Source organism: Eubacterium maltosivorans (genome assembly GCF_002441855.2).
GTDB classification, from domain to species: domain Bacteria; phylum Bacillota; class Clostridia; order Eubacteriales; family Eubacteriaceae; genus Eubacterium; species Eubacterium maltosivorans.
In genome coordinates, this window is the sequence record NZ_CP029487.1 from 72,109 (window position 1) to 86,673 (window position 14,565).

General features: G+C 52.1%; 14 protein-coding genes. 7 read left to right on the forward strand and 7 right to left on the reverse strand.

Annotation, left to right across the window (positions count from 1 at the left end):
* The first annotated feature begins 15 nt into the window (after nt 1-15).
* From CPZ25_RS20290 to CPZ25_RS00460, 4 genes are all read left to right on the forward strand, one after another.
* Entirely contained in the window at nt 16-189 is a 174-nt protein-coding gene (locus tag CPZ25_RS20290; RefSeq protein ID WP_158501359.1) for a hypothetical protein, read from the forward strand.
* A complete protein-coding gene (locus CPZ25_RS00450) occupies nt 179-1,537 on the forward strand; it encodes an ArnT family glycosyltransferase (RefSeq protein WP_096919322.1) in 1,359 nt (452 codons plus the stop codon). The genes CPZ25_RS20290 and CPZ25_RS00450 overlap by 11 nt, the downstream gene beginning before the upstream one ends.
* An 88-nt stretch (nt 1,538-1,625) precedes the next feature.
* Entirely contained in the window at nt 1,626-2,192 is a 567-nt protein-coding gene (locus CPZ25_RS00455; RefSeq protein ID WP_074616239.1) for a nitroreductase family protein, read from the forward strand.
* A gap of 159 nt (nt 2,193-2,351) precedes the next feature.
* On the forward strand, nt 2,352-3,278 hold the full coding sequence (locus CPZ25_RS00460) for a hypothetical protein (protein WP_096919323.1): 927 nt from the start codon (nt 2,352-2,354) through the stop codon (nt 3,276-3,278).
* Between the two features lie 52 nt (nt 3,279-3,330).
* On the opposite strand, the gene CPZ25_RS00465 is transcribed toward CPZ25_RS00460, so the two are convergent.
* Nucleotides 3,331-4,374, reverse strand: coding sequence for an NAD(P)H-dependent amine dehydrogenase family protein (locus CPZ25_RS00465; RefSeq protein ID WP_096919324.1), 1,044 nt, complete (start codon nt 4,372-4,374; stop codon nt 3,331-3,333).
* A 166-nt stretch (nt 4,375-4,540) separates the two neighbouring features.
* On the opposite strand from CPZ25_RS00465, the gene CPZ25_RS00470 reads away from it, so the two are divergent.
* Nucleotides 4,541-5,530, forward strand: coding sequence for a 2-hydroxyacid dehydrogenase (locus CPZ25_RS00470; RefSeq protein ID WP_096919325.1), 990 nt, complete (start codon nt 4,541-4,543; stop codon nt 5,528-5,530).
* 316 nt (nt 5,531-5,846) lie between these two features.
* On the opposite strand, the gene CPZ25_RS00475 is transcribed toward CPZ25_RS00470, so the two are convergent.
* The 6 genes from CPZ25_RS00475 to CPZ25_RS00500 all read right to left on the reverse strand — a co-directional run bounded on the left by CPZ25_RS00475 (nt 5,847) and on the right by CPZ25_RS00500 (nt 11,473).
* Nucleotides 5,847-6,755, reverse strand: a complete 909-nt coding sequence (locus CPZ25_RS00475; RefSeq protein WP_096919326.1) for a sensor histidine kinase — start codon at nt 6,753-6,755, stop codon at nt 5,847-5,849.
* 37 nt (nt 6,756-6,792) lie between these two features.
* Complete coding sequence (locus CPZ25_RS00480; protein ID WP_074616235.1) at nt 6,793-7,632, reverse strand: ABC transporter permease; 840 nt, start codon at nt 7,630-7,632, stop codon at nt 6,793-6,795.
* The gene (locus CPZ25_RS00485; RefSeq protein WP_096919327.1) at nt 7,625-8,548 is read right to left on the reverse strand and encodes an ABC transporter ATP-binding protein; all 924 of its coding nucleotides are present in this window, start codon (nt 8,546-8,548) and stop codon (nt 7,625-7,627) included. The genes CPZ25_RS00480 and CPZ25_RS00485 overlap by 8 nt, the downstream gene beginning before the upstream one ends.
* A gap of 299 nt (nt 8,549-8,847) precedes the next feature.
* On the reverse strand, nt 8,848-9,540 hold the full coding sequence (locus CPZ25_RS00490) for a response regulator transcription factor (RefSeq protein ID WP_096919328.1): 693 nt from the start codon (nt 9,538-9,540) through the stop codon (nt 8,848-8,850).
* A 25-nt stretch (nt 9,541-9,565) separates the two neighbouring features.
* Nucleotides 9,566-10,051: a Cys-tRNA(Pro) deacylase gene (gene ybaK, locus CPZ25_RS00495; protein ID WP_074616232.1), complete on the reverse strand. Its 486-nt coding sequence runs from the start codon at nt 10,049-10,051 to the stop codon at nt 9,566-9,568.
* Between the two features lie 381 nt (nt 10,052-10,432).
* Entirely contained in the window at nt 10,433-11,473 is a 1,041-nt protein-coding gene (locus tag CPZ25_RS00500; RefSeq protein ID WP_074616231.1) for an NAD(P)H-dependent glycerol-3-phosphate dehydrogenase, read from the reverse strand.
* Nucleotides 11,474-11,721: 248 nt separating this feature from the next.
* On the opposite strand from CPZ25_RS00500, the gene CPZ25_RS00505 reads away from it, so the two are divergent.
* Nucleotides 11,722-12,690 carry a sugar-binding transcriptional regulator gene (locus CPZ25_RS00505; protein ID WP_096919330.1) on the forward strand — a complete coding sequence of 323 codons (969 nt, stop codon included), beginning with the start codon at nt 11,722-11,724 and terminating at the stop codon, nt 12,688-12,690.
* Between the two features lie 273 nt (nt 12,691-12,963).
* On the forward strand, nt 12,964-14,472 hold the full coding sequence (locus CPZ25_RS00510) for an FGGY-family carbohydrate kinase (RefSeq protein ID WP_096919331.1): 1,509 nt from the start codon (nt 12,964-12,966) through the stop codon (nt 14,470-14,472).
* Nucleotides 14,473-14,565 lie beyond the last annotated feature (93 nt).

The window sequence follows — 14,565 nt, forward strand, 5'->3', positions numbered from 1 at the left end:
GCGAGGAGGTAATGGATGAAAAAAATATTGACAGTACTGCTGGTTTTAACGCTGCTCTACATTGCGGTGCCTTTTTTGTTCAAAACAGGAAATTTTGTGCTGAACGGCGCGCTTGTACTGGCGACCGCGGCGTTTCTGGCATTCTGGTGCAGCCTGGTATTCACAAAGGAGGAACAGGATGTGGACTAAAGCCTTTTTTAAAACCTATCAGCGGGAAATTTTCTTTGTTTTGTTCTGCTTCTTTTTTTATTTTGCCTGGTCGCAGCTGATTCCCTATAATAATGCGCCGGATGAGGATATGCGGTACGATATTGCCCATTTTATTTTTAAGAATGGCGTACTGCCACTTGGCAATGAACCGGAAATTGTCAATCCCCTCTGGGGACAGTCTTACGCTTATCAGCCAATTTTTGCCTACCAGATCGCGGCGGTGTTTATGCACGCGGGCGCGCTTTTCGGCATGGCTGAGGATCAGCTCTACCTCGCGGCCCGTTTTGCCAATACGCTTATCGCCACAGGTACAGTGGTGCTGGTGCTGGCCATTGGAAGAAAGTGCTTTGTTGGAAAAGGCATTTACCTTTTCGCGGCGCTTATCTGCCTTCTGCCGCAGTTTGTTTTTATTTCCTCCTATGTGAATAATGACACGCTGGCGTTGTTTTCCACAGCGCTGATCCTTTATTCGTGGATATTGGGCATGAAACGCCACTGGGATTTAAAAAGCTGCGCGGTGATGGCTGTGGGGCTTTCACTATGTTTTTTGTCCTATTACAACGCTTACGGTTTTATTCTGTGCAGTGTGGTTCTGTACGCAGGAGATTACCTGATAAACCGTAAAAAATGGCCGCTCAAAAGGTTTCTGGGTCTGGGTTTGGCCATTATTGGGATCTGTGCTGTGCTGGCAGGCTGGTGGTTTGTGAGAAGCGCCCTGCTGCACGACGGCGATTTTTTAGGCATGCGGACAAGCGCCGCGCTGGCAGAGCAGCTGGCCCAGCCGGCCTATAAGCCTTCGCAGCACGTAACGCCCATGAGCTCAGGCTATTCGATTCTGCAAATGCTGTTTACCTCCTATCAAAATATGGATAAGGTGAGCCCGCCCTGGGTTTTTGTGACCTATATCAGCTTTTTGGGGAACTTTGGTTTTATGAGTATTCCCATGTCAAAGATTGCCTATGTTGTTCTGACCGGTATCTTTGGTGTAGGGGGCGTCGGCTTTTTGCTGTGGTGGTTTAAAAAAGCGCGGAAGGAAGAGGGCGCCCGCGGCCATTTATGGACAGCCACGCTGATACTGGCGATTCTGCTGCCCATTGGTTTGAGCATATGGTATTCTTATTCGTCGGATTACCAGCCTCAGGGGCGCTATGTGATCACTGCGCTCATTCCACTCATGTACTTTCTGTCAAAGGGTCTGGTGTGGGTGGAAAATGCGCTGCGGTCCAAAGGATTTGCCGTACCAGTAACACTTTTGACGATTTTTGCTGAGATAGTGGTGGTTTTTTACGCATTCTGCGGCAATCTGGCGGCAGCGGTGCTTTCCTGACAAGCGCCGCCACTTTACAGGTGTGATATAATAATGTTAGGGTGAAATAAAAGAAGCCCAATAGGATAATAAAATGATGGAGGTAACAATGGAAACAATTCAGATGATCTCAAATCCGACTATGAGCAGTATTTTAAACCGCCGGAGTATCCGGAAATACAAGCAGGAGTCTGTTGGAATGAGCGAGCTGGCAACCATTATGGAGGCCGCCCTTCAGGCCCCAACAGGACGGAACGAGCAGTCCTGCGATATTATCATGGTTCAGGACAAGGACCTGCTAACGGAAATGAACGCTGGCTTTAAGGCCTACGCCAACGAGCATGGCAGCCGCTATGATCTGTCCGCGGACAATTATTCAGTTTATTACCACGCGCCGGCCTTTGCTTTTATTGTGGGCGATACCGCGAATAAATGGCGCTATGTGGACGGCGGCATTGTGGTTGAAAACATGGCGCTGGCAGCGGAATCCATGGGTGTGGGCACTTGTATTATCGGCATGATTTTAGACTATATGACCAGCGAGGACGGCGCGGCCATGATGAAAAAGATCGGCGCGCCTGAAGGCTATGAGTTTATCATCGGTCTGGCTCTGGGCTATCCGGATGAAGCGCCGGAAGCGAAGCCGAGGGATGGCTCGAAGGTACGCTTTCTGTAATCTGATACCACATAAGGCATGGGCGCTGTTTTCGGACAGCGTCCTTTTTTTATTGACACAGGGAAATCTTGGCAGCGCAAAGGATGTCGCTTTTTTACAAGCCGCCAGAATCTGAGATGGGTATAATAACAGATATAAAAGCGAAAGGAAAGACTTGAGATGCAGAGTACTTTTTATAATGAAATTAAAACATGGATGTACCGAAACGCGCGGCATGTGGAGTTATGCCTGTGGCAGTATTTTTTTGAAGGCGGGGATAAAAAAGCCGTTGCCGATGCGCTGTTATCCTACCAGAATGAGGACGGCGGCTTTGGCCACGCTGTGGAGCCGGACAACTGGAATCCAAATTCTACCCCCACCAGTACAGACCATGCGCTGGGGCTTTTAAGGATGATCGATTTTTACGACATGGAGCATCCGGTTTATGAGGGAATATGGAAATACCTGAATGCAGAGAAAGACCTGGCAGACTATGGCTGGCGCTTTACAGTGGAGAGCAATAACGACTATCCCCACGCGCCATGGTGGAACTACAGCGAGGAGATGAACCGCAAGGAGTATCTTGGCCTGACGGCCAGCTTTTCAGCCTTTATCCTGAAATACGGCGCTGCGGAGTCTTTGCTTTACCAGAAGGCTCTTAAATTCACCCACACTTTTATGAAGATGCTGACACAGGATATAAGCTACGGCGAAATGGGCCTGAGCGGCTATATAGTGCTCATCGACACGGTCAGAGAGCTTAAGCTTAGCGGCTATGACTACAGCGCCCTGGTACAGACACTGGGCAAAAAAATAAAAAAGGCCATTGGGGAGGACGAAACCATCTGGGAGCAGTACGGCGTGCGCCCGTCAAACTACATCAACAGCCCCACCAGTATCTTCTATGAAGATAATGCAGAAATGGTGGATAAAGAACTGCAATATCTGCTGGACACTAAGCCCAAAGACGGTGTCTGGGGGATTACCTGGACCTGGTTCGACAATATGGCGCAGTACGGCGATGCCTTTATCCTCAGTGAAAACTGGTGGAAGAGCAACTGGGCCATTATGAACACCCTGTTTCTGAGAAACTTTGGAAAGCTGTAAAGTGGGCATAAAAAACGGCACGCGCTAAAAGCGGTGCCGTTTTTGTGGTTTTTTAGAAAAATTCATCCACATAATATTGGATCGGATAGGTCATATATTCGACGGGTTTCATTTTTTCAACGGTAACATAACCGGCAGGCGCGTTCAGCAGGGCCGGAATCCGGTTGACAACTGTGGCGCAGGTGTGTTCTACTGTGGCTGGTTTTTCCACATAGAAGGTGGTATCCGGTTCTCCGAAAATTTTCCAGTCACACATATCACCGTCGTTAGGTCCGTAAACCTTGCCGATACACTGCGTTTCGATCACTGGTCCCTGGAAGGTCTCGGTAGTGACCACAGAGCTCATGCCTATGGCATTGCCGCGCTTAATGGTTTCGCCCAGAGTTTCGGAATAAACATCCTCATCAGAGAAGAAGGGGACGTTTTTCTGAGTCTGAGACTTGATGGTCCATCCCATTTTAGAGCACAGCGCTTCGTTGGAGTTCCAGACGTAGGAGGGCTCAAGTGTTTTGGGATGGGCAATCTGTTCTTCAAATTCTTCGGCGGTAAGGCCGGCTCCGTGGGCCTTGGCCAGTGCCAGGCCGTAATCTTCAACATTATAGCTCACAGCGCCCTCGATGCGGTCGATACGGTCAACACCACCTGCGACGGCGCCGATCATGTTAATCCAGAATATATCCTGCATGCCGGAGCCCGCAATGGTACAGCCGGTTTCCTTGGCAATGACATCGAGCCGGTTGGTGATGGCAGGGGAGGTATTCCAGGGGTAGATCGCTTCCTCACAGGTTGTGATGGCATTGATACCGCGCTTCGCTACTTTTTCGAGGGCTTCCTCCATATCGTCCATAAAGCTGAACATGGTCACAATGGCGACATTTGCGTCGGTATTGTCTAAAACCGCATCGGCATCATCGCTGATGGTGACGCCCAGTTTTACGCCAAGTTCGGCAAAATCACCGATATCCATTCCCACAACATCCGGGTTAACATCGATGGCGCCCACAATTTCTGCGCCTTTTTCATATAAATAGCGGATGATGACCTTGGCCATCTTGCCGCAGCCGTATTGAACCACACGGACTTTTTCTCTAAACATTGGCTTAAACCTCTTTTCTTTGAATTTACAGGTTTCCCTGCGTGCATCTTCTTTTAGAAATATACCCAAAACCAAAGGATTAAACAGGGGCTTAAAAAACCTAAGGAACGCACCTTGAAAATACCGGCAGAAACCGTTACAATGGGGAAAGAAAGGGAGCGATAAAATGAAAGTCATTGTTTTAGCCGCCAGAGCGCGGATTGAGAAATACACAGATTTCAGCCAGATTCCAGAGGACTGGGAGCTCGTTTTTGCCCAGGGGATGACCGACGCCGAAATCTTAGAAAAGGCCGGTGACGCGGCATTTATTTTTGCCGACCCGGTGCTGCCAGTCAGCGGCGGCCTGATCCGGGGCCTGCCGAATCTGAAGTTGATCCAGTCTGAGGGCGTGGGCTATAACCGGATTGATCTGGAGGCTGTCAGGGAAAAGGGTGTATATGTCTGCAATAACGCCTCCGCCAACAGTGGCGCTGTCGCTGAGCAGATCATCCTGTTGATTTTAGCGCTGCAGCGCAGGTTTATGGAGGGCGCCCGTATGGTGTATGAGGGTGGGCAGGCAGATGCCAAGCAGCAGTTTATACTGGACGGCCTCATGGAGCTGGGAGACAGCACGGTGGGCATTGTTGGCTTTGGCGCCATCGGTAAGGAGCTGGCCAGACGGCTGGACGGCTTTGGATGCCGGATGCTCTACTATAACCGCCACCGCCTGAAAGCGGAAGAGGAGGCTGAGCGGAAGGTTACCTACTGTGAGCTTGACACCCTGCTCGAAACCTCGGATATCGTGAGTGTTAATCTGCCGGTAACGCCGGAAACCACTGGCTTTATCGATTCTGAGTTTTTAAAAAAGATGAAAAAAACCGGCATTCTCATCAACACCGCCCGGGGCGAGATCATGGATCAGGATGCTGTGGCTCAGGCTCTGCTTGATGGAAGTATTGCTGGTGCTGGGATTGATACCCTCGCACCAGAGCCTTTTACGCTGAACAACCCGATTTTAAGGCTGCCTGAGGAAGTCAGGGAAAAGAAGCTGGCCGTCTCGCCCCATGTGGCGGGCACGACCTATCATGTTTTTCATAAGATGCACCGGGACAGCTGGAAGAATCTGCGCCTGGTGGCAGAGGGGAAGGAGCCGGAAAATATTGTGATCAGGCCATAAAAAAAGCACGGCGCAAAAATGCGTCGTGCTTCAGTTTGTCGACAAAGTCGGTCATGAGATGCAAAGAGAAAGCTTGAAGCCGTTTGGGTGGAAAATTGAAGGTTGAAAGTGGAAGGTTATGGAACGTTTTTGTTGACGCAAAAACGACTGGAACAGCGGCCGGAGGCCGCATTCAATCAAATCGGCCAACGGCTGATTTGCACCTGAACTTTCCTCTATCCACTTTTAACTTCAAAAGCTTGCTTTTTAACGCTCTGTCTCTTGATGTTAAAGTTTGTCTGCAGTCTGAGATCGGCGCAAAATTGCGCCGATCTTTTTATGCGCGCTTCCAGTAAACGTGGATGCTGAAAAGTGATCCGTCCAGACTGGCGGAGACCTGGTGGCCCATGGTCTCTGCCAGATTTTTGACAATGGCCAGTCCAAGGCCGGTGTTCTGTCCGGTGCGCATGCGGTCGGCTGTGAAAAAGCGGTCGAAAATGGAGGCGACATCCGCCTCGGTCAGGCCGCCGGCCTCGTTTGCGAAAAGGGTGACCACGGTATTTTCCTCAGTGTACTGGCGGATTTCAAGGCGCTGGCCGCCGTGCTTCAGGGCATTCTGAATCAGGTTGGTAAAAATGCGGGTGACCGCGCCGGCATCAGCGGCAACCTCGGGCAGGTTATCCTCAAGATCGACCGCGAGATGAACGCCCTTCTCCGTAAAATCCTCATAGAAAGCGGCCAGCAGCTCGCAGAGAATGGGGTGGAGCGCAACCGGAGAGAGGCTCAGGGGGTATTCGCCGGATTCCATGCGGGAGAGGTCGTAAAAGCCTGTGAGCAGGGTTTGCAGGGTGTGGGAGCGTTTTTCCACCACTGCCAGGTACTCGGCCCGGTCCTCAGCGGGCAGGGCAGGGTCTTTTAAAAGCTGGGTGTAGCCAAGAATGGCCGTCAGCGGCGTTCTCAGGTCATGGGAGATGTTGGCGATCTGCTGCCGCAGCGCCTTTTCCCGCCGCAGGGATTCCACCTGAACGGCCTGCTTCTCGTCCATCAGGGCATTGATTTCATGAACCAGCGCCTCAAGGGGACGCCCGGGCGCGGGCAGGGTCAGGCGTTTGTTGGGCGTGTCTTTGCCGGAGCGGCTGATGGTGCGCAGGTCATCCCTGAGCCTTTTGAGGCTTTGGCGCTCAAGCAGCAAAAGAGCCAGTAAAACGGCCGACAGGGCCATAAAAAAGACGAGTATCAGGAACATGTTTCTGACTCCTTTCAAAAATGTATGGAAAAGCACGCTAACGTATTTCCCGGCGTCTGTAAACCGCCAGGCCGATAAGGGTGGCGATTACCGCGTAGGCCAGGCCGAGGATAAGGCAGTAGGCCACCGAGGTGGCGGGGAGGAGGGCGGCGTTTGCGATGCTGTCAATGCTCTCCACCTTAAAGCCGACGGCCATCATATTGCCCATGTTGGCAACGCTGATATCCAGCCCCATGATGGCAGTGTAAAAGGGGGTTACCAGAGCGGTGCTGAACAGGGGCATAAAAGCCGGGTTCAGCAGCGTCAGGGCATAGAACAGAAGATAGGGGACAATCAAAAAGCCCATGTACACAAAGCTGAAGGCTGTGCTGTTGGGGATGATGAAGGCGCAGGCGTTGCAGAGGCACAGCGCGCCGATATACAGGGGAATGGCCGCGGCGATACGGTTAAAAACCAGGCCGATCAGGTTCATATCCTCAGGAAAACCCAGCAGCAGAAACAGGGTGGCCAAATAAACGAACAGGGTGATCAGAGATATGACCGCGGTCACGATGATGGAGACCGCGAGCTTTCCAAAATATACCTGGGTTCGCGTGAAGCCAAAGGACAGCGTGTTTTTAAAGGTTTTGTATTTGTACTCCTCAGAAAACACAATATCAATCATAATCAGCACCATGTATACCATGATCAGAAGCATGGGGACAATAACGGAGAGGCTGGTCCGGATAAGCTCCTGAGAATCTGCGGGGTTACTCCGGAACGCCATAAAAAATACGACGTTGACCAGGGCTGCCAGCAGCGCGAAGATGAGCAGTGTGTTGCGCGTATAAACCCGGTTAAAGGTCTTGAAGCATTCTGCCTTGATGTAATTAAGCATTTTCCACACCTCCGATGACTGAGATAAAATAGTCCTCGAGGCTAGTGCCTTTGGGGGTCAGGGAGCAGAGACCAACGCCGTTTTGCGAAAGGGTCTGGGACAGAAGCGGCGCCTGATCCAGAAAGCCGTAAACACGCAGCACGCCGTTGGGGAGCACCTCATAGGCTCGGCAGTCCAGGCAGGTTTCCAGAACCATGGCAGCTCTTTCGGTATTGTCGGCGACTACCTCAAGATATTCCTGACACTGGCTTTCCAGCTCACTGGCAGTGATCTCGTTGACAAGGCGTCCTTTATGGATAAAGCCGTAGCGGGTGGCCAGGGTAGAAAGCTCAGAGAGAATGTGGCTTGAAATCAGAATGGTGACCTCCCGCTCCTGGTTAAGCCGGAGCAAAACATTGCGGATTTCCACAATGCCCATGGGGTCCAGCCCATTGGTAGGTTCATCCAGAATCAGAAAGTCGGGCCGGTGCATGATGGCCAGGGCCAGGCCGAGGCGCTGTTTCATCCCCAGCGAGAATTTTTGGAATTTCTTCTTTCCCGTATCGCTGAGGCCAACCAGCTCCAGGGCTTCCTCCACGCACTCTTTTCCGGCAATGCCGCGCTGTATCCGGTAGTATTCCAGATTGTCGCGGGCGCTCATAAAGGGATAGAAGCAGGCGTCCTCAACAATGGCGCCGATGCGGCGGCGCATGGTGTTCAGCCCGCTCGCCGAGGCTTCGCCCCAGAGCTCGATCTCGCCCATGTCCGGTAAAGCCAGCGAGGTGATCAGACGGATCAGCGTGGTCTTGCCCGCGCCGTTTTTGCCTATGAGGCCATAGATATCCCCCTTTTTCAGAGAGAGAGAAATCCCCTCCACAGCCGGGACATGATGGTATTTTTTAGTCAGGTTTCGTGTTTTAAGTACGGTTGTTTTCATATGGTTCACCTGTCCTTTCGTTGGCCTTATTATAGCGTGGAAGTTGTAAGGGAGTATCAAGCAAATCTTAAGAAAGCGTGAAGTTTGGCCGCCTTTGGCGTGTCAGAAAATTTTAACACACAGAGACAAAGCCTTAAAAAGAGGGTTTTTGAGTTGAAAGTTGAAAGTGGATAGTGGAAAGTTCAGGTGCAAATCTGCCGCAGGCAGATTTGATGCGATGCGGCCGGAGGCCGCTTTTTATTCGCTTTGGCGTCAGCCAAAGGGGTCATGAACCTTTCACCTTCCACTTTCCACTTTATCTACCCCTCCAGCTTAAACCCGATGCCCCACACGGTTTTGATATAGCTGGTGTCCGGGTCGATTTTGGCGAGCTTGCTGCGGATATTGCTGATGTGCACATTGACGGTGTTGTCCTCGCCCAGAAATTCGTCCTCCCAGACCTGGGTAAAGAGATTTTCGCGGGTGAAGACCTTTTTGGGGTGGGACATGAGCAGGTGCAGGATTTTGAATTCCCGGAGGGTCAGGGAAACCGGCTGGTTCTTCAGGCGCACCTCCATGCTTTCCGCGTCCAGGACGAGATCGCCATTTGTCAGGAGGTCTGGGCTGCGGCCGGCCTCTGAAAAGGCTACGGCGCGCCGGAGCTGGGCCTCGACACGGGCCAGCACCTCGCCCACGTCAAAGGGCTTGCAGATAAAATCATCTGCGCCCAGCTTTAAGAGGTCGATACGGTCGGCCACGGAGGCTTTGGCGGAGATGATGATAATGGGAACGGTACTGGATCTGCGGATCTGGGCGACCAGCTCCTCTCCGGTAACGCCGGGGAGCATGAGGTCGAGGAGCACCAGATCATACTGGTACTGCTCAAGGCACATTTTTCCCTCACTGCCTGAAAAGGCGGGGCGCGCGTGATAGCCGGCTCTGGTCAGCAGCTTTTCCAGCAGGCTGTTAATGTCCGGGTCGTCTTCTACAATAAGAATATGATAGGGGCTCATGGGCGGTTCCTTTCTTTGCCGGGGGTTATTTTATAATGTCGGCCACACTGCCGCGCACAAAGGCGACGAGGGTTTCGGGCGTCATCTCGATCTGATAACCGATCTTTCCAGCGGAGACGATGATGTGCTGAATGCTCTGGCAGCTTTCATGAAAGACGGTTTTGAAGGCCTTTTTCATGCCGATGGGGGAGCATCCGCCGCGCACATACCCAGTGACAGCGTTGATATCCTTGACATGGATCATCTCGACGGATTTTTCACCTGCGGCCCGGGCGGCTTTTTTTAAATCCAGCTCCTCGGCCACCGGAATCACAAAGACGCAGTAATCGCCGGAGTGGCCGTGGCACACCAGGGTCTTAAAGACCTCCTCCACGTTTTGCCCCAGACGGGCCGCGACGGTAACGCCGTCCACAGCGCCGTCCCCGTGCTCGTATTCGTGCGGGGTGTAGGGGAGCTTCGCCTTATCTAAAATGCGCATCACATTGGTTTTGTTTTTATCTTTTTTTGCCAATTCAAGTCACTTCCTTTTTGTCTGTGGATTGATTACGGGGATATTATAGCACAAAAAAAGATCGGCGCAAAACTGTGCCGATCTCAGGCTGTCAAAAAACGTAACGGCAGAAGTTAAAGTCTTAAAAAGAGGTTTTTTAAGTTGAAAGTTGAAAGTGGATAGTGGAAAGTTCAGGTGCAAATCTGCCGCTGGCAGATTTGATGCGATGCGGCCGGAGGCCGCAATTTTAATCGCTTGAGCCAGCGCGAGAGCGTACTGTAACGATCCACTATCCATTATCAACTCGAGCTGCTTCAAGCTTTCTCTTTGCAGCTTATGAGCAACTTTGTTCAGCCCAAAAAAAGATCGGCACAATTTTGCGCCGATCTTTTTGGGGGTTATTTAGAATTTTTCGGTTTCAAAGGCCTTCCAGGGGATATCTACCTGAGCGCCATTGTTAATGATGTCATCCACATGCATGAGCAGCGGGAAGTCTGCCAGATCGACCTTGCCGTTTTCGGCCAGTCTGCGGACAGCCTTGGCGGTGCGGGTAGCGATGACAATGGATTCCAGTGTGACGCCTGCCAGCTCCTGCATGGCGTCGTCGAAGGACATGCCGCGGCCAAGAAGGGTGCCGATTTTGCGGGTTCTGCCGCCAAAGATGGTGACATAGAGGTCGCCCGCGCCGTAGATAATATTTTCTTCACCGCCGCCGACTAACTGGAGAAGCTGTTTCATCTCTTTCACGCTCTGGCCAAACAGAGCCGCCTGGGAGTTGTAATGCTGGACGCCGATGCCTTCATTTTTTTCTGCGATGCCGACAGCCAGGGACACGCCCAGAGCATAAGCGTTTTTGAGGGCGACGGCGCATTCGACGCCGATCACATCGGTTGAGAGGCTTACATGGTAGTAGGGCGCTGTGAACATGGCCTTGATTTTGCGCAGGATTTCGATGTCGCGGCCGCAGAAGGCCACCGCGGAGTTGTCCTTATCGGCCAGCTCGTAGCTGGTGCAGGGGCCGCCGATGCCGTTGATGGAAAGCTTTTTGCCCTCGGGAAGCCGGGATTCCCAGTAGTGGGGATAGGTGATCATGGAGCCGTCCTCCTGGTCGATCATCCCCTTTGTCACCGCGATCATGGGGACATCGTCCGGGATGATGGGGAGGATATTTTCCGCGAACCAGTCTACGCCGAAGCTGCTGACGCCGCATAATACGACATCCGCGCCTTTAAGGGCTTCTTCCACTTCCTCTGCCTGATAATATTTAACGGTGTCCGGCAGGGTTCTCTTTAAATTAATATGGAAGTTTGATTTGCGAAGCTCGTCGATGACTTCTCGGTCAAGGGGGGTGCCCACCAACCGTACTTCATGTCCGTTTTCGATCACAGGGTAGGTTAATGCAGACGCCATCTGGCCTGCTCCGACATAGGTAAGAATGCTCATAGTTTAAATCTCCTTTGGTTCTTTTGTTTCTCGTGATATTTGATTGCTGACTATAGAATACGCCTGTTTTTTTGAATTGTCAAGCAAAATTTGAGAAATATTTCAAATAATGAAAATAATCTCATTCATGTAATTTGTATCGTGTTTTTCAGGAAAATAAGCTTGACAAAGTATTGAAGAACCATTACAATGAAAATAATCTCAGATATTGAAAAATTTCTCTACCACCAAGAAGGGAAGACTGCATTATGGAACAGAGCAAAGTTAATCAGATTCTTCGCGTCGCTAAAATGTACTATGAGCTCAAGATGAGCCAGCAGGATATCGGCGCCAAGGAAAACATTTCAAAATCCACGGTCAGCCGTCTGTTAAAGAACGCCATGGACGAAGGGTTTGTGGAGGTGCGGATCCGCCAGCCCCATTACGCGCTGGCCGATCTGGAGGCTGAATTTACAAACCGCTTCGGAATCCGCAAGGTAGTGATCGCGGCGGATGTTGTGGAAAACCGGGAGGTGCTGGTACAGGATGTCTGCAGCGCCATGGCGGCAGACCTGCCCAAGTACATCGAGGACGACAGCGTGGTGGGCGTGGCCTGGGGACGCACCTTAAATGTCCTGATCAGGCATCTGCCCAAAATGAGCAGAAGCAATACCCTGACCATCCAGCTCAACGGCGGCGCCTCAAGAGCTCTGTATGAGTCGGGCGCAACGGATATTGTCAAGGCCTTTAAGAACGCCATCGGCGGCGACGGCTATCTGCTGCCCGCGCCGGCCATTGTGGACACCCCGCGCATCGCGGAGGTGATCATGGGGGATTCCCAGATCAGCTCGGTGCTCCAGCTGGCAGAGCGCTGCCGGACCGCGGTCTTTTCAGTGGGCAACATTACCGAGCACTCGGTGCTCTATGAGCTGGGCTGTTTCAGCCCGCGGGAGTACATGGGCTTTAAGGCTAAGGGCGCGGTGGGCGATGTGTGCTCACATTATATTGACATTGATGGCAACGTGGCGGATGAAAACCTGGACGGCCGGGTGGTGGGAACCTCCCTTGAGAATATCAGGCGGATTCCCAATAAGCTGATGGTGGCCGTGGGGCTTGAAAAGGCCGAGGCGGTTCTGGGCGCGCTGCGGGGTGGTTATGCCGACGTGCTCTATCTTGACGAGCCGCTGGCGAGAAAGGTTCTTGAGATTGACGAAAATTCAGAGGACTTGAAAAAATAAATCAGCGTGTCAAAAAAGTGGCATAGACCGAGACTGCGCCTTTTATCCAGATAAGAAAAAAGGTCCAGGCGCTGAGGTAAACGGCCAGGAATCGTGCCAAATAATTGGAAGAGCCGGACACTGGTGAGATCAGGCATCCACTTTAGTGAAGAAAATATTCGTGTGAGGGCAGTGCCCGCAGGACGCTTTTTTCTTCCTTAGGTAAAAAGCTTCGTCTCTCAGGTTTTTCGACAATCCGAAAATAAATTTCAAATTTCTAAGGGGGAAATTAACATGAAGCAAGCAAACTATTTTATGGGTATTGATTTGGGTACGCAGAGTGTGCGTGTGGTGGTGGCCGATATGAGCGGCAACGTGGTGGTATCGGACGAGCAGGCCTATGAGACACTGTATCCTCAGGCGGGCTGGGCGGAGCAGCGGCCTGCGGACTGGTGGCGCTGTCTGAACACCGCGGTGGCGAACGTGACCGACAAGCTGTCCATCGGCCTGCGCTACAGCATATCTGCCATCAGCGTGTGTGCCACCTCACCCACCATTATCCCGGTGGATGAAAACTGCGAGGCCCTGACTAATGCCATCATGTGGATGGACAACCGGGCGGTTAAGGAGACTGAGCTTGTCAACGCCACCCATCATCCCATCCTTGACTACTGCGGCGGCGAAGACTCTGTGGAGTGGACGGTTCCCAAAATGCTCTGGATCAAAAACAATCAGCCGGAGGTTTATAAGAAGTGCTATAAAATCATCGAGCAGCTGGATTATATCAACCATAAGCTCTGCGGCAAATTTACCAACTCGGTCTGCCAGGCAGCCTGTAAGGCTCATTATGTGGCCTGCGAGGGCGGCTGGTCCGACGACTTTTTCTGCCAGGTGGGCCTTGAGGATTATAAGGATAAGATGATTCTTGACGTGACCCGTGTGGGCGATGTGCTGGGAACCATCAATAAGGATTTTGCGGAAAAATACGATTTGAACCCGGAAATGCTGGTGGTGCAGGGGGGCATCGACGCCCACATCGGCATGCTGGGCCTGGGGGTAGACCGGGCCGGTAAAATGGCCATGATCATGGGCACCAGTTTTGTGCAGCTCTGCTTCTCAGAGCAGAAGCTCCAGCTGGACGGCCTCTGGGGGCCTTACGACGCGCCCATTATCCCGGACGCGTGGCTTTTGGAGGGGGGACAGACCTCGGCCGGCTCCATTGTAAAATGGTATATGCGTGAGTTTGGCGTGGACAAGCTGGACAACCCCTATGCCTATATGAATGAGCAGATCGAGGGCATCGCCCCCGGAGCCGACGGGCTGGTGGCTCTGGACTTTTTCCAGGGAAACCGCACCCCCTACAAGGACGCCAACGCCAAGGGGGTGATCTACGGACTGACCCTCAGCCATACCAAAGCACATATTTACAGAGCTTTGCTGGAATCCGTAGCCTTTGGCACCAAGAACATCATCGACAGCTTTGAGAAAAACGGCAGCCCAGTCAATACCATTGTGGGCTGCGGCGGCGTGACCAAGGATAAGGTGTGGATGCAGATCATCTCGGATGTGACCGGAAAGCCCATCGTGGTGACTGAGGACGCGGGGGCCAGCGCCCTGGGCTGCGCCATTGTGGCCTCTGTAGGCTCTAAGGCCTACACGAATTTCGAGGAAGCCACCCGCGGCATGGTCAAGGAAGCCTACGTCGTGGAGCCAAACCCCCAAACCCACGCCGTGTATGAAGGCATCTTTGAAAAATATGTGGAAATCTACCGTCAGTTAAAGGGAACCATGGCGGGGGCGTAAACAAAGATTTATTATGAAACGGCAGTGGGGTAAGAGGAGGATGGTTTAGTGGAAGGTTGAAGGTTGAAGGTGGAAGGTGGAAAAGTTGAAAGT

What these genes read in the sequence shown, in the direction of transcription:
- CPZ25_RS00470 (WP_096919325.1), top strand. Translation starts at nt 4,541, where the DNA reads ATGAAAGTCATTGTTTTAGCCGCCAGAGCGCGGATTGAGAAATACACA.
- CPZ25_RS00460 (WP_096919323.1), top strand. Translation starts at nt 2,352, where the DNA reads ATGCAGAGTACTTTTTATAATGAAATTAAAACATGGATGTACCGAAAC.
- CPZ25_RS20290 (WP_158501359.1), top strand. Translation starts at nt 16, where the DNA reads ATGAAAAAAATATTGACAGTACTGCTGGTTTTAACGCTGCTCTACATT.
- CPZ25_RS00455 (WP_074616239.1), top strand. Translation starts at nt 1,626, where the DNA reads ATGGAAACAATTCAGATGATCTCAAATCCGACTATGAGCAGTATTTTA.
- CPZ25_RS00490 (WP_096919328.1), bottom strand. Translation starts at nt 9,540, where the DNA reads ATGAGCCCCTATCATATTCTTATTGTAGAAGACGACCCGGACATTAAC.
- CPZ25_RS00505 (WP_096919330.1), top strand. Translation starts at nt 11,722, where the DNA reads ATGGAACAGAGCAAAGTTAATCAGATTCTTCGCGTCGCTAAAATGTAC.
- CPZ25_RS00510 (WP_096919331.1), top strand. Translation starts at nt 12,964, where the DNA reads ATGAAGCAAGCAAACTATTTTATGGGTATTGATTTGGGTACGCAGAGT.
- CPZ25_RS00475 (WP_096919326.1), bottom strand. Translation starts at nt 6,755, where the DNA reads ATGTTCCTGATACTCGTCTTTTTTATGGCCCTGTCGGCCGTTTTACTG.
- CPZ25_RS00485 (WP_096919327.1), bottom strand. Translation starts at nt 8,548, where the DNA reads ATGAAAACAACCGTACTTAAAACACGAAACCTGACTAAAAAATACCAT.
- CPZ25_RS00500 (WP_074616231.1), bottom strand. Translation starts at nt 11,473, where the DNA reads ATGAGCATTCTTACCTATGTCGGAGCAGGCCAGATGGCGTCTGCATTA.
- CPZ25_RS00465 (WP_096919324.1), bottom strand. Translation starts at nt 4,374, where the DNA reads ATGTTTAGAGAAAAAGTCCGTGTGGTTCAATACGGCTGCGGCAAGATG.
- CPZ25_RS00480 (WP_074616235.1), bottom strand. Translation starts at nt 7,632, where the DNA reads ATGCTTAATTACATCAAGGCAGAATGCTTCAAGACCTTTAACCGGGTT.
- CPZ25_RS00450 (WP_096919322.1), top strand. Translation starts at nt 179, where the DNA reads ATGTGGACTAAAGCCTTTTTTAAAACCTATCAGCGGGAAATTTTCTTT.